This window comes from Nonomuraea sp. 3N208 (genome assembly GCF_052245935.1).
Lineage (GTDB): Bacteria > Actinomycetota > Actinomycetes > Streptosporangiales > Streptosporangiaceae > Nonomuraea.
Genome location: NZ_JBQQBR010000042.1, coordinates 1 through 22,656, shown reverse-complemented (window position 1 = coordinate 22,656; position 22,656 = coordinate 1). Strand labels below are relative to the sequence as shown.

Genomic DNA, 22,656 nt, shown 5'->3' with positions numbered 1-22,656 from the left:
CCGGGCGGCCCATGAACGCAGGAGCGGTTCGCATGACCGGACGGTCCGTGAACGGTGGGGCGGTGGTGTCCGCATGATGGGCTGGATTCCCGTCGCGCTGCTGGCCGTGCCGCTGTTCGGCGCACTCGCCCTCGTCCTGGCCCCGCAGGCCCTCCGCCCGGCGCTGCGCACGTACGGACTGATCCTTTCGGGCATCACGCTGGCCCTGGCCGCCCTGCTGGTGGCGATGTTCGACTACGGCCAGGCCGCGCGGCAGCAGTTCGAGGTGGACATCCCTTGGATCCCGGGACTCGGGCTCCGCTTCCACCTCGGCGTCGACGGGATCTCGCTGCCGCTGATCGCGCTGACGGCCCTGCTGACGTTCCTGTGCTTCGTCTATCTGTCCTGGGGCAGCGCCCGAGCTCCCGGCCAGCTGATGGGCACCAGGCCGAGGGCGCTGGTGTTCACGCTGCTCGTGCTCGAAGTCGGCATGATCGGCACGTTCCTCGCCCTCGACCTGCTGCTCTTCTTCGTGTTCTTCGAGATCGTGCTGATCCCGATGTACTTCCTGATCGGCGTCTGGGGCGGCGAGGGCCGGCGGTCGGCGTCGATCAAGTTCATCCTCTACACGCTGCTCGGCTCGGTGGTGATGCTGCTCGGCCTGCTGCTGGTCTGGGCCCAGACCGGCACGCTCGACATCGAGACGCTGAGCGCGGCCCACGGCAGCGGTATGGCCAGATCGGTGCAGATCCTGGCATTCGTGGCGATCGGCATCGGCCTGGCGGTCAAGACCCCCATGTGGCCGCTGCACACCTGGCTGCCCGATGCCCACACGGAGGCACCCACCGTGGGCTCGGTGCTGCTGGCCGGGGTGCTGCTGAAGATGGGCACGTACGGCTTCGCCAGGATCGCCATCCCCATCCTCCCCGAAGGGGCGGTGGCGGTGGCGCCGTGGCTGGGCGCGTTCGCGGTGGTCGGCATCGTGTACGGGGCCCTGGCGTGCCTCGCCCAGCGCGACCTCAAACGTATGATCGCCTACTCCTCAGTCGGCCACATGGGCTTCGTCCTGCTCGGCTTCGCCACGCTGACCCCCGTCGGCATCAATGGCGCGCTCTTCGCCAACGTCGCCCACGGCCTGATCACCGGCCTGCTCTTCTTCCTGGCCGGCGCCGTCAAGGAGCGCTACCACACCGCAGACATGCCGTCGCTGGGCGGTGGCATGCTGGCAACGTTGCCGCGGCTCGGATCGGTGCTCACGTACGCGTCGATCGCCTCGCTCGGGTTGCCCGGGCTGGCCGGGTTCTGGGGCGAGATGCTGGCGCTCTACGGCTCGTATCAGCCGGCGAACGGCCTGCCCCGCGGCCTGTTCCTCACGTACATGGCGATCGGCGGCCTGGGCGCGGTCCTAACGGCCGCGTACTTCCTGGTCATGCTCTCCCGCGTCACCCATGGCCGTCCCGAGCCGGCCATCGAGCTCCGCGCTGAAGCCGCGGACGATCGCCTTGTCCGCGAAACCCCGGACGAACGCCCCGTCGTCCCTCTCGACTCGCCCCCGCAACAGATTGCCGTCCTGGAGCCATCGGCGGCAGCCGACATCAGGACCCACGAACTGCTGGCCTGGACGCCGCTCGTGGCCCTGATCCTCCTCTTCGGCCTCTGGCCGGGCCTCCTGCTCTCCCTCACCACACCGGCCGTGCAGACCCTGCTGGGAGCCATCTCATGATCCAGCAGATCGACTACTTCGTCATCGCGCCCCCTTTGGTGCTGGCCGTCGTGGCCGGCCTGGTGCTGCTGCTCGACGCTTTCCTCCCCGCCCGCCCGCGTACGAAGACCACGCTGGGCCTGATCACGCTCGCCGGCATCCTGACCTCCCTGGGCTTCGTCATAGCCCAGATGGCGATCGGCGGCGGCCAGACCTTCTGTGTCCCTCCTCACCTCGTTACCGAGGAGGTGCTCTGCTCCTTCGTCGCGGACGGCTTCACGCTGGTCTTCGCGGGCCTGGTGCTGGTGGCGGCCGTGGTCGTCGTCCTGATGTCGATGACCGAGTTGGCAGGCGGCGGCATCCCGGTCGGCGAGTGGCACTTCCTCCTGCTCTGCACCCTCGTAGGTGCGGTGACCCTGCCTGCCTCCCGTGACCTGATCATGCTGGTGGTGGCACTGGAGCTGGTCTCGCTCCCGGTGTTCGCCCTGACCGCGCTGAAGCGTTACGACGGCCGCTCCTCCGAGGCGGCCGTGAAATTGTTCGTCGTGTCCGTCGTCTCCACGGCGATCATGCTGTTCGGCGTCTCCCTCCTGTACGGCATCGCCGGCACGGTTTACCTGTCCCGCCTGGCCGCCGTCTTCAGCGGTCAGATCCCGGCGCCGGGCACGCCGCTGCCCGCCGACCAGGGCCTGCCCGCCGTCGTCACGGTCGGTGTGGTCCTTGTCGTGGCCGGGTTCGCCTTCAAGATCGCCGCCGTGCCGTTCCATTCCTGGGCGGCCGACGTCTACCAGGGCGCTCCCATCCCGGTGGCCGCCCTGCTGTCGGTCATTTCCAAGGCGACGGGGTTCGCCGGGCTGATCCTCATCCTGGTCGCGGCGTTGTCCGGGCAGGCCGCCATCTGGACCCCGATCATCGCGATCATCTCCGCGCTGACCATGACCGTGGGCAATCTGCTCGCCCTGCGTCAGCGTTCGGCCGTACGCCTGCTGGCCTGGTCCTCGGTGGCCCAGTCCGGCTACATCCTGGCCCCGCTCGCGGTCGGCACGGCTGGCGCGATCGGTGCGTCCACCGCGTATCTCGTCATCTACGCGGCCATGAACCTCGGCGCGTTCGCAGTCGTCATGCTCGTCTCCAGAACAGCCGTCCGTAACGAGCTCGACGACTACCGCGGCCTGGTCTACCGCAGCCGGGCGGCGGGCGTCGCGCTCGCATTCTGCCTGGTCTGCCTGGCCGGTCTGCCGCCGGGCCTGGCCGGGCTCTTCGCCAAGGTCTTCGTCTTCCGCGAGATCATCGAGGGCGACACCGGCTGGCTCGCGCTGGTCATGGCCGTCAACACGGTGATCGGCCTCTACTACTACGCCGTCTGGACGGCACGCCTGTTCACCCCGGCAGAGGCCACGGCGCCCGCCGCGCACCGCCCGCCACCGGCGATCTGGCCCGCTATGGGCGTGGCCGTGGCGGCGGCGATCCTGTTCTCGATCGCGCCGCAACTGGTCCTGGACGTGACCACGCTGTCCGCCAGATGACAAACCAGAAAGTCGCGCTCCGCCCTCAGTTGAGTACGGCGGGGAACGAAGAGCCGGGTCATCGTCGTTGGACGTGGTGGACCTCGACCACGAAGGGGGGAACCTTGCACCACAACGGTCTGCGCACGGCCGTGCTACTCGGCGGCCTGTCGGCGCTGATTGTCGCGGTGGGCGCGTGGTTGGGCGGCGGGACCGGTGTGCAGATCGCCCTCGTGCTCGCCCTGGTGAGCAACGGCGCCGCCTACTTCTTCTCCGACCGGATCGCGCTGTCGGCCATGCGGGCCAGGCCGGTCAGCGAGGTCGAGCAGCCCACGCTCTTCCGGATCGTGCGTGAGCTGTCCACCGAGGCCCGCCAGCCCATGCCGCGGCTGTACATCTCGCCGACGGCACAGCCGAACGCGTTCGCGACGGGCCGAAGCCCGCGCAAGGCCGCGGTGTGCGTCACGTACGGACTGACTCAGCTGCTCGACGAGGCCGAGCTGCGCGGCGTGATCGGGCACGAGCTGTCGCACGTATACAACCGGGACATTCTCGTCTCGTCCGTGGCCGGCGCGCTTGCTACGATGATCACCTGGCTCAGCTACGTGGCCGTGTTCTTCGGCGGCTCCGATGACGACGAGGGCCCGGGCTTCGTAGGCGCGCTGCTGATGATGGTCCTGGGCCCGGTAGCGGCAGGGATGGTACAGATGGCGATCTCTCGTACCAGAGAGTTCCAGGCCGACGAGTCCGGCGCCCGGCTCACGGGCGACCCGCTAGCCCTGGCCTCCGCCCTCCGCAAGATCGAGATGGGCGCCCGCCGGCTTCCGCTCCCTGAGAACAGCCGCCTCACCTCGGCTTCCCACATGATGATCGCGAACCCGTTCAGCGGCTCCGGCTTCGGCCGCCTCTTCTCGACCCACCCGCCCACGTCCGAGCGCGTCGCCCGCCTCGAGCGCATGGCCGGCTACCGCCGCTGATCGACCGATGGGCCGAACCCCCCGGCTGACCGAGGCCGAGCGCAAGCTGTGGAACGCGTTCCCCACAGGCGATTACGTCGACTTCGCCCCGCTCACGTCCGGCACCGGCTGTCCCGCCGGAGAGAACGCACCCAAGGACGGCGACACCTGGGGCCCCGAGCGCACGATCCGGGCCAAAGTGATCTCCTCTCTGCTACTCGGCGCTCGCGACGGCGGCGCCGGTCACGTCCCCGCGGTACGGGTGCGCGGTGCGCGGATCACCGGCCAGCTCACGGTCCTAGGCGGCGCCCTCCAGCACGAACTGGTGCTGAGCGGCTGCCATCTGGACGAACCCCTCCGGCTCACCAACGCCACCACCCGTACCATCCGCCTGACCGACTGCACGTTTCCCGGCCTCAGCGGGGGCGGCATGCGGGTCGCCGGCCACCTCAGCCTCTCCGGGTCCAACATCACCGGCGGCGTCCGCGTCGGCCGAGCCCAGTTCGAGAGCGGTCTGTGGCTCGGCGGCACCAAGATCGTGAGCGACGACGGCGAATGGGCCCTGTACGCGAACGCCGTCGTCGTGGACTCCGGCATGTACCTGCGCAACGCCGATCTCACCGGCGGCGTCGGCCTGGTAGGCGCCCGTCTGAACGGCGGACTCTTCCTGGAGGGCGCCACACTCCGCAATCCCGGCAAGGAAGCCCTCACGGCCGACAGCATGGTCGTCGAGGACATCATGCGCTGCACCGACGGTTTCCACGCAGAAGGCTGCGTACGGCTCCGCGGCGCCCGCATCAACGGAACGTTCTCCCTCAGCGGCACCGTGAGCAGCCCCGACACCCGCTACGCCCTCCACATGAGCCATATGGAGGTCCGCGAGCTCTACCTCAAGCCCGCCGAGCCCGTCGACGGAGTCGTCACCCTCACGAACTCGAGGTTAGGCACCCTGCACGACGACCCCGACACATGGCCGGAGAAACTTCGCCTGAACGGCCTGACATACGACCGCCTGCGCGGCTCCGGCGTCACCAGGAGGGTCGAATGGGTCACGCGCGACCCCGAGGGCTTCCGCCCGCAGCCGTACGAGCAACTGGCCGCCTGGTACCTCAGCGACGGCAACGACGCCCTGGCCCGCCGCACCCAGCTGGCCAAGCTCCGCGCCAGGCGCCAGACCCAGGGACTCGGGGGCCGGATATGGGGCCGGCTGCTCGACGTAGCGGTCGGGTACGGCTACCGACCCTGGCTGGCGGGCATGTGGTTCACGCTGCTGCTGGCGATCGGCACGGTCGTCTTCGCCCTCAACCCACCCAGAGCCCTCAAGCCAGCCGAGAGCCCAGATTTCAACTCGTTCGCATACACCTTCGACCTGCTGCTCCCTCTGCCCACATTCGGGCAACGAGAGTTTTTCGACCCGGGCGGGTGGACGCAGTGGCTGGCGTACGCGCTCATCGTCTCGGGCTGGATCCTGGCAACGGCACTGATCGCAGGCGCCACCCGAATCCTCCGCCCCCAGTGACCAGCCGACGCGGGACCGCTACGCGACTCCTCCACCCGCAATGACCGTCCGCAGGAAGGCCGCAAGATCCTCGGGATGGAAGACCTCCTCGGCGCTCTCGAGCTCCTCGACACTCCACCACCGATAACCGATCGTCGTGTCCTTCTCGATCTGCTCCATGTGCTCGAACGACACGACCGCGTCACCCACCCGTACCGTGAGAAAGACCTGGTCCTGCGTGATGGCGTAGCCCGCCCAGGAGAACTCGATGGTGCGGGCCCCGAACGGCGCGCCGAACTCCTCGACGCCAACCCAGATCCCGGCCTCCTCATACAGCTCACGCGCGGCGGCCTCGGCCGGCGTCTCACCATCCTCCAAGGCCCCGCCGACGGTGAACCAGTACGGCAGCTCGGGCTGCTCGGGATCGAATCCGTACAGCAGGAGCACCCGGTCCTGATCATCGATGGGCAGAGCGCGCGCCGCGGTGCGCCGCAGGGGAATCTTCGTCACATCCCCCGACCCTACGACCCAGGACCCGTACGCCTGGCGCCAGGCGAACCCGCACGGCGCCAGGAAAAGCCCATGGCCGGGCGCATCCTGAACGCGCCCGGCCAGGCGAGGAAAAGCCCATGGCCGGGCGCATCCTGAAACGCGCCCGGCCAGGCCCATCCATGCCATGCCACCGCAAGGAGCCGTCCGAACCCACCTCCCACGTGCCCCTCCACGCCGCGACCCCCACGACCGCGCGCCACCCCGGAGATGTCCACGACAGCTATCGGTAGTTGACGAACTGCAAAGCGATATCCAGATCCTTGCCCTTGAGCAGCGAGATGACCTCCTGCAGCTCATCCTTCTTCTTCGAGCTCACCCGAAGCTCCTCGCCCTGAATCTGCGCCTTGATCCCCTTGGGACCCTCGTCGCGAATCAGCTTGGAGATCTTCTTGGCGTGCTCCTGGTCGATGCCCTCCTTGAGGCTGACCAGCATGCGGTATTCCTTGCCGGACAGCTTGGGCTCACCAGCGTCGAGGATCTTCAGCGAGAGCCCTCGCTTGACCACCTTCTCCTTGAATACGTCGAGCGCGGCATCGGCCCGCTCCTCGCTGTTGGCCTTGATCTCGATGTTGTTCTGCCCGGACCAGCTGATGCTCGCCCCGGTGCCCTTGAAATCGAACCGATGCCCGATCTCCTTGACCGTCTGGTTCAGAGCGTTGTCGACCTCCTGCCGGTCGATCTTGCTAACGATGTCGAAAGACGAATCGGCCAAAACACCCACCCTCTCAGCTGTGACGCACTACACGGATCCCGCTTTCCCCGGCGTACGCGAACACGCGGACCCAGCGAACGAGCCTAGCCAGCATCGGCCCGCCGTGCAGGACACCGCCCCACGTACACCGATGATCACCCCTCATGATCTCTTGCCCACAACAGCACCGCTTTGCCCAGAGGGTGGATGGGGGTACCTGGGCTGGTTCCGGTCGAGCACGACGCCGCAATCCGGCACGGGACAAACCGGTGTCACGTACACCTCGGAAGTCCGCTATTCTTCTGTGTGTCGCCGCGAGAGCGGATGACAAGGCAGGTTGCCCGAGTGGCCAAAGGGAGCGGTCTGTAAAACCGTCGGCTCAGCCTACGCAAGTTCGAACCTTGCACCTGCCACACCAGCTAGAAGAGGCCCGTCACCAGCGGAAACGCGGTGACGGGCCTCTCGCTTTGTGTCCGGCCGTCCATGAGTGACACCGGCACTCTACGGTTGATCGTTCCCTATACGTTCCCTAGCGATCATGGTTGGTGGACCGCAGCGCCCGGGATGTGTCTGCGGCGACACTGGCTCCCACAATGCGCGCGTCTACCTCAGGAAGGAGCGTCACAGAGCCCTCAGGAAGGACTCAAGCACCCTGGGACGGCAATCAGCACATCCGGTGGCCGAACAGCGCCGCGGTACGCGCCTGGGCGGCGATGATGTCCAGGCTGATCTGGGCAACGTCTGGGCAGTATGCGGCGAACTTGTCGTACCCGGTGAACACTATGACGAGGCCTGTCGCCTCTCGGCGGGCGCCATACTCGAACGCCGTGACATCACTCAGGCAGTCGTTGAGGGCGTCGAGATTTCTGCCGTAGTAGTCCGGGAACTCCAGCGCCTGCGCGATCGCCGTGTGGAGATCTTCCTCATGGATCCACGCGGAGGCGTCCAGACGGACCACCTGGTAGCCGTGGGCGAGCAGCCAGTCGATGGCCTGATCCAGCAGGGCATGTCGCCCGAACAGCCGGACGAAGGAAGCGGCCATCAGGCGGAAGGCGACGTCACCGGACAGGTCGCTGTCCGGGTCGAAGGCGCTCATGCTCCTTCCGCCACCTGCACGCCCATGCCGGGGAGCCGAGCACCCGACAGGCATCGGTGCGACGCCCTGACCGCGGGATACGCCCCCTACTTCGCGGCCTATGACAACGACCCGAGCCTAGGGCCACCTTGGCGCGCCGAGGCCGTCCCGCAGCACGATCATCGCCGCTGAGCGGTCGATTCTGAATTGACAGGTAATCCTGTCAATCACGCGAGAGGCCTGCTTCGAGGCGACGCAGGGCGGCGTCGCGCTTGGGAGCGAGTGGGTCTGGCGGAAACGAGTGATGCCTCTTTCTCCAAAGCGCTGCGAGAACGGCTGCACGCGTCGGGGTGCGGCTGCATGCTTGCATGTCGCTGCTGTGCGGTCCGGCGCCACTACCGCCATTTGTACAAGGTTGGTACAGACCTTTCAGGATCATGCCCGCCAACGTGGGTGAGTGCCCGATCCGATCACGCCCCGCCTCGCTGAGCTGCGCAGACAGTTCGGCCTACGGCTGCGCGAGCTCCGCGAAGGGCACGGCCTCACCCAGGAACAACTGAGCGAATTGGCCGACATCGACCGCAAGACGATCAACCGGATCGAGAACGGCATGTACAGCCCGCACCTGGACAAGGTGTTCCAGATCGCCGACGCGCTGCGGTTGCCGACCAGGGATTTGTTCGAGTGGACTGGAGCGGCGGAGCACGGGTGATGTCCCCGGCTCCGCGCCTATGAGTACTGTGATCCAGGCATCTACGGAGATCGACCTGGAGGACGCCGCGGTGGCGCGCAAGAAGCCGGACAACTCGACGGATCGGGAGCTGGTGGCCAGGCGTTGGAGTTCGGGCAATCCGGAGTCGGCGCAGCGGTCGTAGAAGCGGAACAGCCTCTTGAGCAGGTCGTAGCGGGCTGACGATGCCCAGCAGCGTGTGCAGTGCCTCCTTCAGCTCCACGGTCTGACGGCCGCGTGCAAGGGCGGCAGCCGGATGGTCGAGGAGGTCCGCAACCTCCTGCGACCGATCGCGACGTGACTGCCGTGCCGAGCCGCACCGGGCCGTGCTGGGAGCGGCCCGGTGGCGGTCATGGTCGTCGGCCCCTTTCTCAGCCGGGGTCGCTGCGGCCTTCGAGGCGGCCGATCGCCTGGAGGCCGGCGTTGCCGCGCAGGCCCACGCCGTAGTGCCAGCCATCCAGCGCGCCGGGCCTGGTGAAGTCGATGCGGCCCTGGGTCGTGCCCGTCATGATGTGGGACCAGCCCCAGCCACCCCCGCGGTCGACCCAGGTGCTGATCGAGTTGGCGTCGAGGACGAACGCCCAGCGGTCGCCGGGCTCCAGCACCCCCGTGGCGCCGGAGGCGGCGGTGAGCCTGCCGTCGATCCTGATGTCGATGCCGTGCTGGCCCTTGATCCCGGTCCACGCCATGACGTAGTTGCGCTCGTCCTTGACCAGGCCGTTGAACAGGGCGTCCTGCCCCTTCCCGGTGCCGGCCCACCGGTCATGGTCGACGATCACGACAGCCCGGGAGCTCTTCGGCCCGGAGCCATGGGAGACCAGGCCGTAGTAGGCGCCCGGTCCCTGCGCCTGCAGCGTTCCCGCGCCGAAGGTCAGCTGCGGCAACGCCTCGGTGGCCGACGGCTTGTGGACCGTGTAGGCGGCGCTGGAATCGGTGTCGAAGGTGTCGTCCACGCCGACCTCGGGGTAGGCCTCGGGGGCGAAGGTCACCGTCGTTCTGCTGATCGCCTGGATCGCGTGCCCGTCCCAGCTCGCGGTGGCGGTGAAGTCCGCGGTCTGGCCGGTCAGCACGGTCGATTCCGCCCGTACGGTGAACGCGACGTGACGGGCCTCGCCGGGCTTCAGTGAGCTGATCACGTCCGGCTCGGCGGCGGTCGCGGTCCAGCCCTTGGGGGCCGACAGCCGTACGCGAACGTTCCGCGCCGTCTTGGCGGTGTCGTTGACGACCGAGACGATCGCCGTTCCGGCGCCGGTCGCGGTGGAGATCGCGGCCGGCGCCTGGTACACCGATAGCCGGGAGTCGACCGCCCGGAAGCGGGGACGTTCCTCGGGCACGGAGACCCGGCCGCTGACCAGCGTGGGCGGTGCGCCGTGGCGGCCCGAGCGGACGCCGAAGACGGACAGTCCGCCGCCGTCGGAGGCGAAGCGCAGCGTGACGGTGTCCTCGTCGCCGAGTTGGCGTGCGGTGATGGGGACGGCGATTCGGTAGCCGTAGCGGTTGCCGAAGTCGGCCACGAGGGAGCCCCGTGATCGACCGGCCAGCGCCGTCGGACCGTGGGGATCGTCGGGCAGCTCGATCACCGGCAGCGCGGTGCCGTTGACCGACACGGTGAGGCGGGTGGGGTAGCGGCGCGCGGTGGTCACGTTGTTGGGGTCGTACCAGCCGCGGGGCTGGGCGGCCGCGATCTCCGCGATCAGGGTGGCTCTGCGCGCCCGGCCCGTGCGGACCTCCCCGGGCAACTGGACCTCGTACTCGAAGTGGCCGCGGCCGTAACCGGTGACCCAGTCGGACCCACCGGTGGTCTTGGCCTGGGCTCCGCCGGTCCATTCCTGCGCGGTCACCGCGCCGGGGGAGAAACCGCCGTCGGGGGCGGGGGTATCGAAGGTCAGGTAGTTCTCGGCGACGGTCGGGCCGCCGGTGTCGAGCCAGATCCACACGTACCCGTTGCGCAGCTTGGCCGGCGCGGTGACCGACACGGTGCCGGCGTCGGTCACGGTGTAGCGTTCCGGGGCGAACGGCCGCGAACCGCCGCCGCCCGCGTCGGCGACCCACCGGCCTTCGTCGTCGTAGCCGCCGATCCTCCACCGGAGCGTGGCCCGCGACAGGTCGGCGTCACCGAAGTGGCTGACCTTGACCGGCACCTCGATCGCGCCGCCGCGTTCGACGGTCCGCGCCGCCGTGCCCATCAGCGAGATCGCGTCGTCCCCCTGGAACAGGTCGATGCCGCGCGGCCGGCCGTGATGGTCCATGAACTCCGGTTGGTTCGGCTGCCGGTCGAACGTGACCGGGCTCTGCACCTCCTGCTCGGTCTCCGCGAGCTGGACGCCGACGTACCCGTTGAGCTTGGGATAGGCGCGGAACAGGCCGAACGTGTGCGGCGCCTGCCCGGACCTGATGGCGAACTCGGAGTTCAGCCACGGCTGCCCGCTCTGAGCGCCGTCGTTGAAGTTCCAGGTGGAACCCGGCTTGACCTGGGCGTCGAACCCGTCCAGCAGTTTCTTCCACTCGTCGTAGCCGGCCAGGTAGTAGTGGAAGTCGTTGAGGTCGGTGTCGAGGTGGCCGTTCTGGCAGCAGGCGGAGTTGTCCACGATCAGCCGCGACGGGTCGGTGTCGCGGGCGACCCCGACCATCCTGCGGACGTACGGGAACGCCTCCGCCGGGATTGGCTGCTGCCACGGCTCCTTGCCGAGCCCCCACGCCTCGTTGAAAATCGTCCAGATCACGATCGACGGATGGTTGTGGTCCCGCTTGAGCGTGGCGCGCAGCAGCCCCTCGAACAGCCGCTCCGCCTCCGCGCCCAGGGAGTGCCAGCCCGCGTTGGGCATGTCGTACCAGATCATCAGCCCGAGCCGGTCCGCCCAGTGGTAGTAGGCGGGCTCGTTGACCTTGAGGTGGTTCCTGATCACGTTGAAGCCGAGCTTCTTGGCGTTCTTCAGGTCGAGCAGGATCGAGCCGCGGCCTGGCTCGTTCTCGGTCCCGGTACGCAGGTCGGGCCCGGCGGTGACCCCGGTGTAGGTGTACAGGCCCCACGGGTTGTAGCCCTGGTCGAGCACGCCCCTCAAATAGACCGGCCGGTTGTTGAGGTACACGTACTGGTACTCGTTCTGGTGGCCGGGCGCCCATTTCCGCTCGATCGTCCGCAGACCGAACGTCGTCCGGACGCCGTCGTCGTGGCCGAGACGGATGTCGGCGGTGTACAGGGCCGGATCGTCCGGCTCCCACAGGCGCGGCCGCGCGATCGGGATCCGCGCCGTCCCGCGCCCGTCCTCGAGCGGTACGTCCGCGCTGCCGACCACCTTGCCATCGGGGCCCCTGACCTGCACGGTGGCGCGCTGCCCGCCGTCGGCCGCGACGTCGATCCGCGCGGCCGCCACGGATGGCGTGCGCGCGTCCCCTTCGAAGGTCAGCTCGGGTGTCACCCGCGTGCCGGTGAGCCGCGCGCCCGCGTAGGGCTCGATCCACACCGACTGCCAGATCCCGCCGACGTCGCTGAACCAGCCGGTGTCCGCCCCGTTGGGCTCGCCCGTCTGCTTGCCCATCGGGTACGGCGACTCGGGCGTCGTCGGCGGCGCCACCACCCGGATCGTCACCGTGTGCGTCGAACCGGGAGCCAGCGCGCCCAACCCGGCGCTGATCTCGGTGAACCCGTCGCCGGTGTACGGCAGCACTGGCTCACCGTCAAGCCACACCGCCGCGCCCCAGTCGGCGGCCCCGACGCGCAGTCGTACCTGCTGCTTGGGGAAGTCCCTGGGCACGGTGAACGACCGCTGGTACCAGACCGTCCCCCGGTAACCGGCGAAGGCGCTGCGGAAGATCTCCTTGGTCGCCAGCTCCTCCTCGCCCCACGCGGCCAGAGACTGGTACGCGAACGGCACCCGGATCGCCTTGCCGAACGCGTGCCCAGGGGCGTACCAGCGTTCGCGCTCCCCGGCGTTCCCGGGATCGAAGTCGAACGACCAGGTCCCGTTCAGCGACAGCCACGTGTCGCCGGTGAACGGGCGCCGGTCGGCATCCGGGCGCGGGTACTCCTGCCGCGCCGGATCGGTGTCCCTGGCCAGTTCGAGGGTGACCGAACCGGCCGCGGTCGTGGACGCGAACGCGTACCCCTCCTTGCCGGCCACCACGAGCGCGCTGCTCTCCGGCACGCCGGCCAGCACGAACGTGCCGTTCTCGGCGGTCGTGGCGAACACGTCGCTCCGCGAGGCGTGCACGCTGGCCCCCTCGATCGGCGCGCCGCTGCCGGCGTCCACCACCCGGCCGCTGACCTCGATCGTGCGCCCCTCCGCGGGGGTCGCTGGCGGCGGCGGCACCGCGAGGGCGGGCGCCGTCGCCGCCAGCAGCGTCCCCGCGGTGAGCACCGCGACGGCGAAGGTGCGTCGTAACATCATCGCCCGTTCTCCGATCCGGCCTGCTCGATCGCCGCCGGGCGCAGTTGCGCCGTGCGGATCCGCGCGACGTCCAGCTTGCTCGACCGGTCGAAACGGTAGATCCCGTTCTGCTCCTGATAGACGTCGGTGAGCTGCGTGTAGCAGTAGCCGAACATGCGGGGATCGTCCAGCAGCACTCCGACCAGCCCGGCGAAGCGCCGCTGGAGATCCTCCTCACTGGCGGGCCGCTCGCCGTAACCCCAGGACTGCTCCTCGGGAGGCGCGCCCGGGTTCCACCAGATGCCGCCGAACTCGCTGCAGAAGTACGGCTGCCCCTGGTACGGCACCGACCACGCGCCCCCGTCGGGGCCAGCGTTGACGTACGGCGTCCCGTCGGCCAGGCCCGACATCAGCTTGCCGAACACCTCGGGATCCTGCTCGTAGCAGTGCGAGTCGTACACGTCGGCCCCCGGCACCCGGTGGGCGTACCCGGACGCGTCGATCACCGGCCGGGTCGGGTCGGCCGCCTTCGTGGCCAGGTACATGCCCCACGTGACGTCGTCGAGCACGGTGATCCGGTCGTGCAGCTTCTGGAAGGTCTCATTGAGCGGGCACCAGCCGACGATGGACGGGTGGGAGTAGTCGCGTTCGACCGCCTCCAGCCACTGCGTCACAAAGGAGGCGGTCGGCCGCTGGTTGTCCCACGACGGGCCGCCGCCGGTGTTGGCGCCCCAGTCCCCGAACTCGCCCCACACCAGGAATCCCATCCGGTCCGCGTGGTACAGGTACCGCTCCTCGAACACCTTCTGGTGCAACCGGGCGCCGTTGAAGCCGGCGGCCACGGCCAGCTCGATGTCGTGGCGCAGGGCCTCGTCCGAGGGCGCGGTCATCAGGCCGCCGGGGTAGTAGCCCTGGTCGAGCACGAGCCGCTGGAAGCGCACCTCGCCGTTGAGCAGCACGGCATGGCCGTCGATGGAGACCGAGCGCAGCCCGGCGTAGCTGGCGGCGGTGTCGATCACGGTGCCGTCGCCGTCGAGCAGGTCGATGCGGACGTCGTACAGGTGGGGATCCTCGGGGGACCAGAGCCGGACGCGGTCCTGCAGCAGCGGCAGCCACACCTCGGGGGCGAGGTCGAGGTCGGCGCGCGCCCGCGCCCGCACGACCTCGCCGTCCTTGTCCGACACTGTCACCTGCACCTGGTGCCCGGCGCGGGCGGCCGAGACCGGCACGGTGATCCGGAAGGCGGACGCGGCGACGTTGGGCGTGATCCGCGGCCGGGCGAGGTGCTGGGCGGGCACGGGCTCGCACCACACCGTCTGCCAGATGCCGGTGGTACGCCCGTAGTGCGCGCCGTGCCCCTCGTACGTGGTCGCCTGCTTGCCCCGCGCCTGCGGACCACTCCGCGGGTCGCGGGCCCGTACGACCACCGTGTACGTGTGCCCGGGACCGGCCGAACCGGCCAGGTCGCAGCTGAACGGCGTGAACCCGCCCCGGTGCCGTCCGGCCTCCACGCCGTCCACCCACACGGTGGCGTCGTGGTCCACCGCCTGGAAGTGCAGCAGGACCCGCCGCCCGGCCCAGCTCCGCGGCACCCGCACGGTACGGCGGTACCAGACGGCCTCGTGGAAGTCCGGGTCGCCGATGCCGGACAGCGGCGCCTCCGGGCAGAACGGCACGACGATCTCGCCGCTCAGCTCCCGGTCGAGCAACCCGCGCTCCAGCCCGGAGTCGCCCGCGTCCCGCTCGAACTGCCACGTCCCGTTCAGGCACTGCCATTCGTCGCGGACGAACTGCGGCCGCGGGTACTCGGGACGGGGGATCATGGAATTGTCAGGCACAATGCTCACTTTCGATGGATCAGGACTTGACGGCACCGGCGATGCCCTCGATGAAGTACCGCTGCAGCACGATGAACAGCACGACGACCGGCAGCAGCGAGATCGTCGCCGCGGCGGCCATGCCCGACCAGTCCGTGGCGTTCTCACCGACGAACGCCAGCATGCCGACGCTGACGGTGCGCAGGTCGGGCCGCGAGAACGTGAAGACCAGCGGCAGGAAGAACGCGTTCCAGGTGGACAGGAAGGTCAGCACGGTGACCGTGGCGGTCACCGGCTTGGCCAGTGGCAGCATGACGCGGAAGAAGATGGTTGCGAAGCCGGCGCCGTCGATGAGCGCGGCCTCGGTCAGCTCCTTGGGGATGCCGCGGAAGTAGCCGAAATAGAGCAGGATGGCCGCCACGTTCGCGGCGCCCGACATCGCCAGGATGATGCCGGTCAGCGAGTTGAGCAGGCCGAGCTTCTGGGACAGGTCGACCAGCGGGATGATGGTGTACCCGGCCGGGACGAACAGCGTGGCCACCAGGACGCCCATGATGATCTTGCGGCCGCGGAACTCGTGACGCGCGAGGACGTACCCGGTCATGGCGCACCTGACCACCACGACCACCACCGTGCACACTGTGACGATCACGGTGTTCAGCAGGTATTTGCCGAACTCCGCCTCGACCCACGCGCGCTCGTAGTTGGCCCACTCCGGTGCGTCCGGCAGCAGGTCGAGCCCCTTGGTGAACACCTCGGCCGACGTCTTGAACGACGCCGAGACCATCCACAGGAACGGGTAGATCCAGATCAGGCAGCCGATGGCGAGCGCGGCGGCGGCCAGCCACCAGGGCAGCCGGCGCAGGACCTTGGCCGCGTTCACGCCATCCCCCTGGTCCGGCGGGTAGCGCGCATCGCGAGCAGTTGCACCATGCCGACGACGCACACGAACAGGCCGAACAGCACGGCGGCCGCGGACGCGTACCCGAGCCGGGGGACTGTCGCGGCGAAGGCCCACCGGTAGATGTACACCTCGATCACCTCGGTCGAGTAGAAAGGGCCGCCGTTGGTCATGGTCAGGACGAGGTCGAAGACCTGCAGCGACGCCTCGATCGAGAGCAGGGTGATGATCACCAGGAAGGGCTTGAGCAGCGGCATGGTGATGTGGCGGAGCGTGGCCAGGGCGCCGGCGCCGTCGAGCCGGGCCGCCTCGTACACCTCGTTCGGCACGGTCTGCAGCGCGGCCAGCCAGTAGACCAGGGTGATGCCGAACCACTTCCACACGTACACGCCGATCGTCGTGCCGAGCGCCGTCGAGGACTGCCCGAGGAAGTCGATGCCGTCGGGCGCCAGTCCGACCTCGCGCAGCGCGAGGTTCACGGGGCCGCTGGCCGGGTCGAACACGAACTGCATGACGACGCCAACGATCGCCGTGGTGGTGACCACCGGCAGGAACAGGGCGGTCCTGAACAACTTGCGCAACGGCATGCGCGGCGAGTTGAGCACGATCGCGATCAGCAGCGTGACCAGCACCTGGATCGGCACCGCGACGAGCATGAACGTCAGCGTCAGCCGGAACGAGCTCCAGAACATCGGGTCAGCCAGGACTTCCTGGTAGTTGGTCAGGCCGATGAACGAAGGGCTCGCGTCGAACCCGTTCCAGTCGGTGAGGGAGTACACGTAGCTGCCGACGATCGGGTAGACCGTGAACGCGCCGTACAGGAGCACGGTTGGGGTCAGGAACAGCCAGACGTACAGGGTGGTGCGGTCGCGGCGCCGGCGCGCCGCGGAGGGAAGTGCGACCGTCATCCGCGCGCGCCCGTGGTGCTCTCGTCGACCATCAGCCGCCACGGCGCCTCGAGCTGCACGGGGGCGCTGCCGTCGCCCTCGACGCGCTCCAGCAGGCGCCGCACGGCCAGCTCGGCGATCTTCTCCTTGTCGGGCACGATGGTGGTCAGCGGCGGGGTGGCGAACCGGCCCTCCTCGATGCCGTCGAACCCGGCCACCGCGATGTCCTGCGGCACCCGCAGACCTCGCGCCAGGATCGCCCGCATCGCGCCGAGCGCCAGCAGGTCGTTGTAGCAGAACACCGCGTCCGGCGGTTCCGGCAGGTCGAGCAGCCGCTCCATCGCGAGCCGGCCGTCCTGGCGCTGGTAGCGCAGCACCGGCACGGTGAGCTCGGCACGCAGGGGAAGCCCCGCCTCTTCCAGCGCCTGCCGGTATCCGACCGACCGGTGCGCCGCGGTGTTGCCCACCGGCCGGTCCACCAGGCCGATGGCGGCGATCCGCGTCCGGCCCAGGGAGGCCAGGTGCGCGGTGGCGCTCCTGGCGGCGGCGGTGTCGTCGATGGCGACGTGGTCCACGCCCTTCACCCGCACCTCGCCCAGCGTCACCGCCGGGCACCTGCCCGCCCAGTCACGCAGCTCGTCGGGGGACAGGCCGAGCGGGCTGAAGATGAACCCGTCGAAGAGGGCGGAGCGGTCCCGCCGCATGACGATCTGCCGCTCCCGTTCCGCCACCCCCTCTGTGCGGTCGATCAGCACCGTGTAGCCGCGTTCCTCCGCCTGGTTCACCACGTGGGCGGCCAGCTCGGTGAAGTACGGCACGTCCAGCGGCAGCACGAGGGCCAGCAGGTTGGAGCGCCCCCGGTTGAGGCTGCGCGCCGCGACGTTGGGCCGGTAGCCGAGCTCGTCCAGGGCCCGCTGGACCTGGGCGCGGGTCTCCTCGGACACGTACGCGAAGTTGTTCACGACGTTGGACACGGTCCGTACGGAGACTCCCGCCAGCCGCGCCACGTCTCTTTGGGTCACCAAGGTCGTTCCCCTTCCGGTCGGAAGCCGGTGACATTTCAGTAGTGAAGAGTCTTGCCGCGCGGCATGCCGCGTGGCAAGAATGAATTTGCCACGCGGCAATATTTTTTACGACACGTTCACGGGCCGCGCGGTGAAAGGCAGGACCGATGACTGCGATGACTCGGCGAGGGTTCCTCGCCGCGGCGGGTGCCCTGACGGCCGTGGCCGCGACCAATGCGTGCGGCGGGAGTGGCGGTGCTGGGGGTGGCGGTGCCGGTGGCAACTCGCTGACCTGGTGGGACCACCAGAACCAGCTCCAGTCGGCGAAGAAGGAGATCTTCGCCCAGTTCGCCAAGAGCCCCGGCGGCGCCCCCGTCCAGTACACGTACTACAACCCCGCGAAGCTGGGCCAGGCGCTGCAGCTGGCCAAACAGAGCAACCAGCTTCCCGACCTGCGTAGCAACGCCGGGCTCACGCTGCCCGCCGCGGCGCTCGTCGCCGCCGGATGGTCGCAGCCGCTGGAGCTCAGCGCCGAGGCGAAGGCCCGGGTCCAGGACTCGCTCATCGAGGGCCTGCACATGTTCGACGGCAAGATCTACGCCTTCCCCATCTTCAGCCACCAGACCTACTCCGCGGTGACGTGGTTCAACAAGGAACTGGTCGCGCGTGCCGGGCTGGATCCAGAGGCGCCGCCGAAGACGTACGACGAGTTCCGGGCCGCGGCGCGCGCGGTGCAGAGCAAGGGCGGCGGCCAGATGTACGGCTGGGTGTGGAACATCGGCATGCCGATACGGCTGGCCGAGCAGGTCAACGACCTGGCACAGGCGGCCGGGTTCGCCGGGGCCGGCGGTGTCCGCTACGACAACGGCGAGTTCGCCTTCCACTCCGACGAGTACCTCAATGTGATCGAGTTCCTGGTCTCGCTGAGCCGGGACAAGGTGCTGGTGCCCGGGGCGAACTCCTGGCTGGACGACGTGGCCCGGGCCCGGTGGACCGCCGGGATCGCGGCGTACTACTTCGACGGTCCCTGGTGCCCCGGCGTGGCGCTGAAGGCGACGCCCGGCTTCGCGGACAAGCTCGGCGTGGGACCGATCCTGACGCCGCAGGCCGCCACCGAAGTGGCCACCTACCATGTGCCGCAGCCCGGGGACTACTGGTTGTCCTCGACGAGCAAGAACGCCGCGCTGGCGAGCAAGCTGCTGAGCGAGCACTTCACCACGGAGGAGTACTCGCGCCGGGTCGCCGACACCATGTCGCAGCCGCCGCGCGACATCTCCGTCGTCGACCAGTCCCAGGCGCACCCCGCCTACAAGAAGCTGATCGGCTGGTTCAAGGAGAGCGTCTTCCTGGCCCCCGAGCCGATCGCCGGCAACAAGGACCTCCAGCAGGTGCAGATCGCCACCAAACCGGTCACCCCCACCCTCGGGGACATCGTCCAGGGCGCGCTCACCGGCGACGTTGCCGACGTGCGCGCGGCGCTGACCAAGCTGTCCAGCGACAGCGCCGCCATGCGCGAGACGGCGATCGCGGCGGCCAAGGCCAAGGGCGCGCAGGTCAGCCTGGACGACTACGCCTTCCCCAACTGGAAGCCGCGGACGGACTACACCAAGCCGATGTACGCCGAGCGCTGACGGAGCACCGTGAACCGACCCAACATCGTGCTGATCATGACCGATCAGCAGCGGGCGGACTGGACGGCCGCGAGCGGCTTCCCCGTGGACACCATGCCCTTCCTCGACGGGCTGATGAGCGGCGGTACGCGGTTCCGGCGGGCGTACACCACCTCGCCGCTGTGCGTGCCCGCCCGGATCAGCCTGCTCACCGGGCGCTACCCGTCCGCGCACCGCGTCCGCCAGAACAGCGCCGCCCGGCACGTGCTGCGCGGGGCCGACCTGGTGGACGTGCTCCGCGACGCCGGGTACGCGCTGCACCTGGCGGGCAAGACGCACTTCCACCGCGAGCGGGCCGACTTCGACACGTTCGCAGCGCCGTACTGGCATGATCGCGGCCCGGACGGCGCGGCGACGCCCGAGCAGGCCCGTTTCGAGCAGTGGCTGGCCGAACTGGACCACTCGGTCGGGCACGAGCCGACGCCATTCCCGGTGGAGAGCCAGCTCCCGTACCGGATCGTGGACGGCGCGATAGACGCCATCGATCGGACCCCCGCCGACCGGCCGTTCCTCACCTGGTTGTCGTTTCCCGAACCGCACAACCCGTACCAGGTGCCGGAGCCGTACTTCAGCCTGTTCGACCCCGACGAGATGCCGGAACGGCTCGCAGGCCCCGAAGGCGCCGCGCGCAAGGGCGGCACGTACGCCTGGCTGCGCGAGCTGATCGAGGAGAAACGGCCCGGCTACGACGCCGAGTGGCGGCGCTACCGCGCCAACTACTGCGGCATGCTCCGACTCATCGACGACCAGCTCCGCCGGTTCTTCACCCACCTGCGTGAGACCGGGCGGGACACGGACACGCTGGTGTTCTTCGTCGCCGACCACGGCGACTACGTCGGCGACTACGGCCTGCAGCGCAAGGGCGCCGGCATGGCGGAGTGCCTGATGCGTATCCCGTTCGCCGTGGCCGGGCCGGGGGTGCGGCCGCTGGCCAACGACACCGACTTCGTCTCGCTCGCCGACCTGTTGCCGACGATCTGCGACGTCCTCGACGCCGGGATCCCGCCCGGCGTCCAGGGCCGCAGCCTGTGGCCCCTGCTCACCGGCGCTCAGTACCCGGCCGAGGAGTTCGCCACCGGGTACGGCGAACGCGGGTTCGGCGGGCTGTCCTACGGCGTCGACGAGCGCCCTCCGCTGCACTTCCCGTACGAGGGTCGCACCTTCGACGAGCTCAACACCGTCACCCAGGCCGGCACGACGGTAATGCTCCGGCGCGCCCAATGGAAGCTGCTCCTGGACGAGCGTGGCACCGGCGAGCTCTACGACCTGGAGGCCGACCCGGCGGAGCTGGACAACCGGTATGACGATCCGGCGCTCGCCGAGATCCGCGCCACCCTAACGACCGACCTCGCCCGCTGGATGATCCGCGTCCGGGACGACCTGCCGGAGGCGGCTTACACCCTTAAACGTGCACCACACAACTGGCACGCCCCGGGAGGGAGGTAGCCCCGGGCGCAGGCCAGCCAGTCCTCGGTCTCGCGGTGCTGTCTCAGCCCCACCTGGTCGAACCCGTCCCAGCCGCAGCTCGACTCCCGTCGGCCAACCGCTGATCCTCACCGCTGGTGGTCTCCCCTTTGGTCCGGAGATCAGTACGACGCGGCCCTCTGCCCACATCTAGGCCGGGGAGGGCCGCGTCTCTCCTCTGCGTGCTGCTGGTCACGCGGACGGTGGTCGGGTGGGGATCACGGTCCGGCGTGGGCCTTGTCGAGAAACACTGGGCGCCTGATCAGCCCTTCGCCTGCTGATAGGCCAGCCAGGACCGGCCCGCGTCAGCGGCGCGGGCGTGGGCTTGGCGAATCTGCTCCGGCCCGTGCTGAGCCTTGTAGAGGCGGAACAGCGTCCAGGCCGCTGCCAGGCCGGCTATGGCCTTGCGGGGTGCATCGTGCCAGTGCGGCAGCGTGGACAGGAGCTCGTCGGTCTTCTCTGGCGTGTGCCCCGCCTCGATCAGACGTGGCGCGAAGAGAGCGGCCTCCAGCCAGGCCGCGCCGCGGGCCGCGAATGACCAGTCGACGACGCGGACGCGCCCGCGCGTGACGAGCAGGTTGCCGGCGCTCAGGTCGTAGTGCAGCAGCGTGTTGCCACGCAGGGCGGACAGGCCGAACCCGTCGATCGCGGCCTCGTACAGGTCGCGGTTGGCCAGCTCACTCGAGGGCTTGTCGAGCATGTGCCGGGCCTTGGCCATCAGTGCGTCGACGTTGTCCGACACCGGCATGGCACCGTTCGGGCACGGCGTAAGCAGCGCGCCGAGCAGCGCCATCGTGTCGAGGACAGCGGGCAGGTCCTTCGACCCGGGCGAGAGGTCGGCATGGTGGGCGTTGTCGTTGACGTACTGGTGCACCATCACGTGCCACTTGCCGATGGTGTCGCTCCAGAGCATGCGCGGGGCGGGAACGTCCGCTGGCAGGCTCTGGCCCGCCCACCGCTCCCGCAGGTGCAGGCGTGCGGCCTCGTGGGTGCGCTCGATGGCCTTGAAGAACACGCGATCGCTGTCCTCGAGGTCGAGGCGGGCAGCCACCCCCGGCATGATCCCAGCCGTGGCGTTCTCCGCCTTGAGGACGTGTCCGCACTGCTCCTGGACGGCGTTGATGACGTCGTCGGGAAGCTCTTCCCAGGTAGGTCGGGTCACGGCTGCCTCCCTTCAGGGCTCGGGTCGTCGACACAGCCGGCGTAGCACTGGCTGCATTCGGCGCTGGCCAGCCACAGCTCGCTGTCCACGGTCAGGCCGAGTGCGCGCATCGCCTGAATGGTGTCACCCAGTCTGGCTACGAACGCCGCCTTGTCGCCGCCGGGTTCCTCGGGGTTGTGGTGGAGGAATCGGCCGGCGATGCGCTGGCAGAACTGGCTGTAGGCGTGGGTGTCGAGGATGAACGTGTGCCATCCCAGGTCCACCTCGGGCGACGGAGTGAGGGCCGTGACGGGGTTGTGGGCGCAGGCGTACAGGAACGCTAGCGCCTGCTCCATAATGCGGCCGGCGTGCTCGTGGGTGATGTTGTGGGTGCGGGCGATGCGGGTGGTGACCTGGTCGAACAGGCCGTGGTCGACCAGGCTACGGGGTTCGATGACGTCGGCTGCGGAGCGCTGGCCCGCAGTTGTCCAAGGACTCATGTTCACTCCCCTCAGGGTTGGTGATGTGTGCCGAATGCTGACCGGAAAATAAGGACCTCAGCCGGGCAGGCGGCAGCGAACCCCGGCCGATGATCGTCGGTGGGGTGGCCTGGGGGCGGTGTGGGTCAGGCAGCCTGGGTCAGGGTGACGGTGAAGCCGAGCGCTTGGAGTTGCCGGACGTGAGTGCGGGTCTTCTTGTCCCGGTCGATCTTGTTGG

General features: G+C 69.1%; 18 protein-coding genes and 1 tRNA gene. 9 read left to right on the top strand and 10 right to left on the bottom strand.

Features of this window, described 5'->3' with window-relative positions; all coding sequences use genetic code 11:
- Positions 1 to 76: 76 nt before the first annotated feature.
- The 4 genes from ACTWPT_RS45580 (at position 77) to ACTWPT_RS45565 (ending at position 5,661) form a co-directional block, all read left to right on the top strand.
- The gene (locus ACTWPT_RS45580; RefSeq protein WP_443183877.1) at positions 77 to 1,702 is read left to right on the top strand and encodes a complex I subunit 4 family protein; all 1,626 of its coding nucleotides are present in this window, start codon (positions 77 to 79) and stop codon (positions 1,700 to 1,702) included.
- Positions 1,699 to 3,207: an NADH-quinone oxidoreductase subunit N gene (locus ACTWPT_RS45575; protein WP_443183789.1), complete on the top strand. Its 1,509-nt coding sequence runs from the start codon at positions 1,699 to 1,701 to the stop codon at positions 3,205 to 3,207. Before ACTWPT_RS45580 ends, ACTWPT_RS45575 begins: the two co-directional genes overlap by 4 nt.
- 104 nt (positions 3,208 to 3,311) lie before the next feature.
- Positions 3,312 to 4,163, top strand: coding sequence for a zinc metalloprotease HtpX (htpX, locus tag ACTWPT_RS45570; RefSeq protein WP_443183788.1), 852 nt, complete (start codon positions 3,312 to 3,314; stop codon positions 4,161 to 4,163).
- 7 nt (positions 4,164 to 4,170) lie between these two features.
- Positions 4,171 to 5,661, top strand: a complete 1,491-nt coding sequence (locus ACTWPT_RS45565) for a hypothetical protein (RefSeq protein ID WP_443183787.1) — start codon at positions 4,171 to 4,173, stop codon at positions 5,659 to 5,661.
- An 18-nt stretch (positions 5,662 to 5,679) separates the two neighbouring features.
- Here ACTWPT_RS45565 and ACTWPT_RS45560 read toward each other — a convergent pair whose 3' ends face one another.
- Positions 5,680 to 6,150 carry an NUDIX hydrolase gene (locus ACTWPT_RS45560; protein ID WP_443183786.1) on the bottom strand — a complete coding sequence of 157 codons (471 nt, stop codon included), beginning with the start codon at positions 6,148 to 6,150 and terminating at the stop codon, positions 5,680 to 5,682.
- Positions 6,151 to 6,412: 262 nt separating this feature from the next.
- A complete protein-coding gene (locus ACTWPT_RS45555) occupies positions 6,413 to 6,904 on the bottom strand; it encodes a YajQ family cyclic di-GMP-binding protein (RefSeq protein WP_443183785.1) in 492 nt (163 codons plus the stop codon).
- Between the two features lie 310 nt (positions 6,905 to 7,214).
- Between ACTWPT_RS45555 and ACTWPT_RS45550 the strand changes: the two genes are divergently transcribed.
- Positions 7,215 to 7,296 (top strand) — tRNA-Tyr (locus ACTWPT_RS45550).
- A gap of 251 nt (positions 7,297 to 7,547) precedes the next feature.
- Here ACTWPT_RS45550 and ACTWPT_RS45545 read toward each other — a convergent pair.
- Entirely contained in the window at positions 7,548 to 7,979 is a 432-nt protein-coding gene (locus ACTWPT_RS45545) for a barstar family protein (protein WP_443183784.1), read from the bottom strand.
- A gap of 436 nt (positions 7,980 to 8,415) precedes the next feature.
- Here ACTWPT_RS45545 and ACTWPT_RS45540 point away from each other — a divergent pair, with 436 nt between their 5' ends.
- Together ACTWPT_RS45540 and ACTWPT_RS45535 are read left to right on the top strand one after the other, a co-directional pair.
- The gene (locus tag ACTWPT_RS45540) at positions 8,416 to 8,670 is read left to right on the top strand and encodes a helix-turn-helix transcriptional regulator (protein ID WP_443183783.1); all 255 of its coding nucleotides are present in this window, start codon (positions 8,416 to 8,418) and stop codon (positions 8,668 to 8,670) included.
- Between the two features lie 19 nt (positions 8,671 to 8,689).
- A complete protein-coding gene (locus tag ACTWPT_RS45535; protein ID WP_443183881.1) occupies positions 8,690 to 8,833 on the top strand; it encodes a hypothetical protein in 144 nt (47 codons plus the stop codon).
- A 226-nt stretch (positions 8,834 to 9,059) separates the two neighbouring features.
- Here ACTWPT_RS45535 and ACTWPT_RS45530 read toward each other — a convergent pair whose 3' ends face one another.
- From ACTWPT_RS45530 to ACTWPT_RS45510, 5 genes are read right to left on the bottom strand one after another with little or no spacing between them, the layout of a single operon-like run.
- Positions 9,060 to 13,076 (bottom strand): glycoside hydrolase family 2 TIM barrel-domain containing protein, encoded by a 4,017-nt coding sequence (locus ACTWPT_RS45530; protein ID WP_443183782.1) that lies wholly within the window; start codon positions 13,074 to 13,076, stop codon positions 9,060 to 9,062.
- Positions 13,073 to 14,893, bottom strand: a complete 1,821-nt coding sequence (locus ACTWPT_RS45525) for a glycoside hydrolase family 2 protein (protein ID WP_443183781.1) — start codon at positions 14,891 to 14,893, stop codon at positions 13,073 to 13,075. The genes ACTWPT_RS45530 and ACTWPT_RS45525 overlap by 4 nt, the downstream gene beginning before the upstream one ends.
- A gap of 19 nt (positions 14,894 to 14,912) precedes the next feature.
- Positions 14,913 to 15,755 carry a carbohydrate ABC transporter permease gene (locus ACTWPT_RS45520; RefSeq protein ID WP_443183780.1) on the bottom strand — a complete coding sequence of 281 codons (843 nt, stop codon included), beginning with the start codon at positions 15,753 to 15,755 and terminating at the stop codon, positions 14,913 to 14,915.
- A complete protein-coding gene (locus tag ACTWPT_RS45515) occupies positions 15,752 to 16,681 on the bottom strand; it encodes a carbohydrate ABC transporter permease (protein WP_443183779.1) in 930 nt (309 codons plus the stop codon). The genes ACTWPT_RS45520 and ACTWPT_RS45515 overlap by 4 nt, the downstream gene beginning before the upstream one ends.
- Positions 16,678 to 17,682 (bottom strand): LacI family DNA-binding transcriptional regulator, encoded by a 1,005-nt coding sequence (locus ACTWPT_RS45510; protein WP_443183778.1) that lies wholly within the window; start codon positions 17,680 to 17,682, stop codon positions 16,678 to 16,680. The genes ACTWPT_RS45515 and ACTWPT_RS45510 overlap by 4 nt, the downstream gene beginning before the upstream one ends.
- Before the next feature lie 149 nt (positions 17,683 to 17,831).
- Here ACTWPT_RS45510 and ACTWPT_RS45505 point away from each other — a divergent pair, with 149 nt between their 5' ends.
- Entirely contained in the window at positions 17,832 to 19,295 is a 1,464-nt protein-coding gene (locus ACTWPT_RS45505) for an extracellular solute-binding protein (RefSeq protein ID WP_443183777.1), read from the top strand.
- A gap of 9 nt (positions 19,296 to 19,304) precedes the next feature.
- The gene (locus ACTWPT_RS45500; RefSeq protein WP_443183776.1) at positions 19,305 to 20,780 is read left to right on the top strand and encodes a sulfatase-like hydrolase/transferase; all 1,476 of its coding nucleotides are present in this window, start codon (positions 19,305 to 19,307) and stop codon (positions 20,778 to 20,780) included.
- 280 nt (positions 20,781 to 21,060) lie between these two features.
- Here ACTWPT_RS45500 and ACTWPT_RS45495 read toward each other — a convergent pair whose 3' ends face one another.
- Both ACTWPT_RS45495 and ACTWPT_RS45490 read right to left on the bottom strand, forming a co-directional pair.
- The gene (locus ACTWPT_RS45495; protein ID WP_443183775.1) at positions 21,061 to 21,960 is read right to left on the bottom strand and encodes a phosphotransferase family protein; all 900 of its coding nucleotides are present in this window, start codon (positions 21,958 to 21,960) and stop codon (positions 21,061 to 21,063) included.
- A complete protein-coding gene (locus ACTWPT_RS45490) occupies positions 21,957 to 22,439 on the bottom strand; it encodes a glycine-rich domain-containing protein (RefSeq protein ID WP_443183774.1) in 483 nt (160 codons plus the stop codon). Before ACTWPT_RS45490 ends, ACTWPT_RS45495 begins: the two co-directional genes overlap by 4 nt.
- Between the last annotated feature and the right edge of the window lie 217 nt (positions 22,440 to 22,656).

Excerpts from the sequence above, each read along its gene's own strand:
- ACTWPT_RS45580 (WP_443183877.1), top strand. The coding sequence starts at position 77 with ATGGGCTGGATTCCCGTCGCGCTGCTGGCCGTGCCGCTGTTCGGCGCA.
- ACTWPT_RS45565 (WP_443183787.1), top strand. The coding sequence starts at position 4,171 with ATGGGCCGAACCCCCCGGCTGACCGAGGCCGAGCGCAAGCTGTGGAAC.
- ACTWPT_RS45545 (WP_443183784.1), bottom strand. The coding sequence starts at position 7,979 with ATGAGCGCCTTCGACCCGGACAGCGACCTGTCCGGTGACGTCGCCTTC.
- ACTWPT_RS45530 (WP_443183782.1), bottom strand. The coding sequence starts at position 13,076 with ATGATGTTACGACGCACCTTCGCCGTCGCGGTGCTCACCGCGGGGACG.
- ACTWPT_RS45505 (WP_443183777.1), top strand. The coding sequence starts at position 17,832 with ATGACTGCGATGACTCGGCGAGGGTTCCTCGCCGCGGCGGGTGCCCTG.
- ACTWPT_RS45575 (WP_443183789.1), top strand. The coding sequence starts at position 1,699 with ATGATCCAGCAGATCGACTACTTCGTCATCGCGCCCCCTTTGGTGCTG.
- ACTWPT_RS45515 (WP_443183779.1), bottom strand. The coding sequence starts at position 16,681 with ATGACGGTCGCACTTCCCTCCGCGGCGCGCCGGCGCCGCGACCGCACC.
- ACTWPT_RS45490 (WP_443183774.1), bottom strand. The coding sequence starts at position 22,439 with ATGAGTCCTTGGACAACTGCGGGCCAGCGCTCCGCAGCCGACGTCATC.
- ACTWPT_RS45535 (WP_443183881.1), top strand. The coding sequence starts at position 8,690 with ATGAGTACTGTGATCCAGGCATCTACGGAGATCGACCTGGAGGACGCC.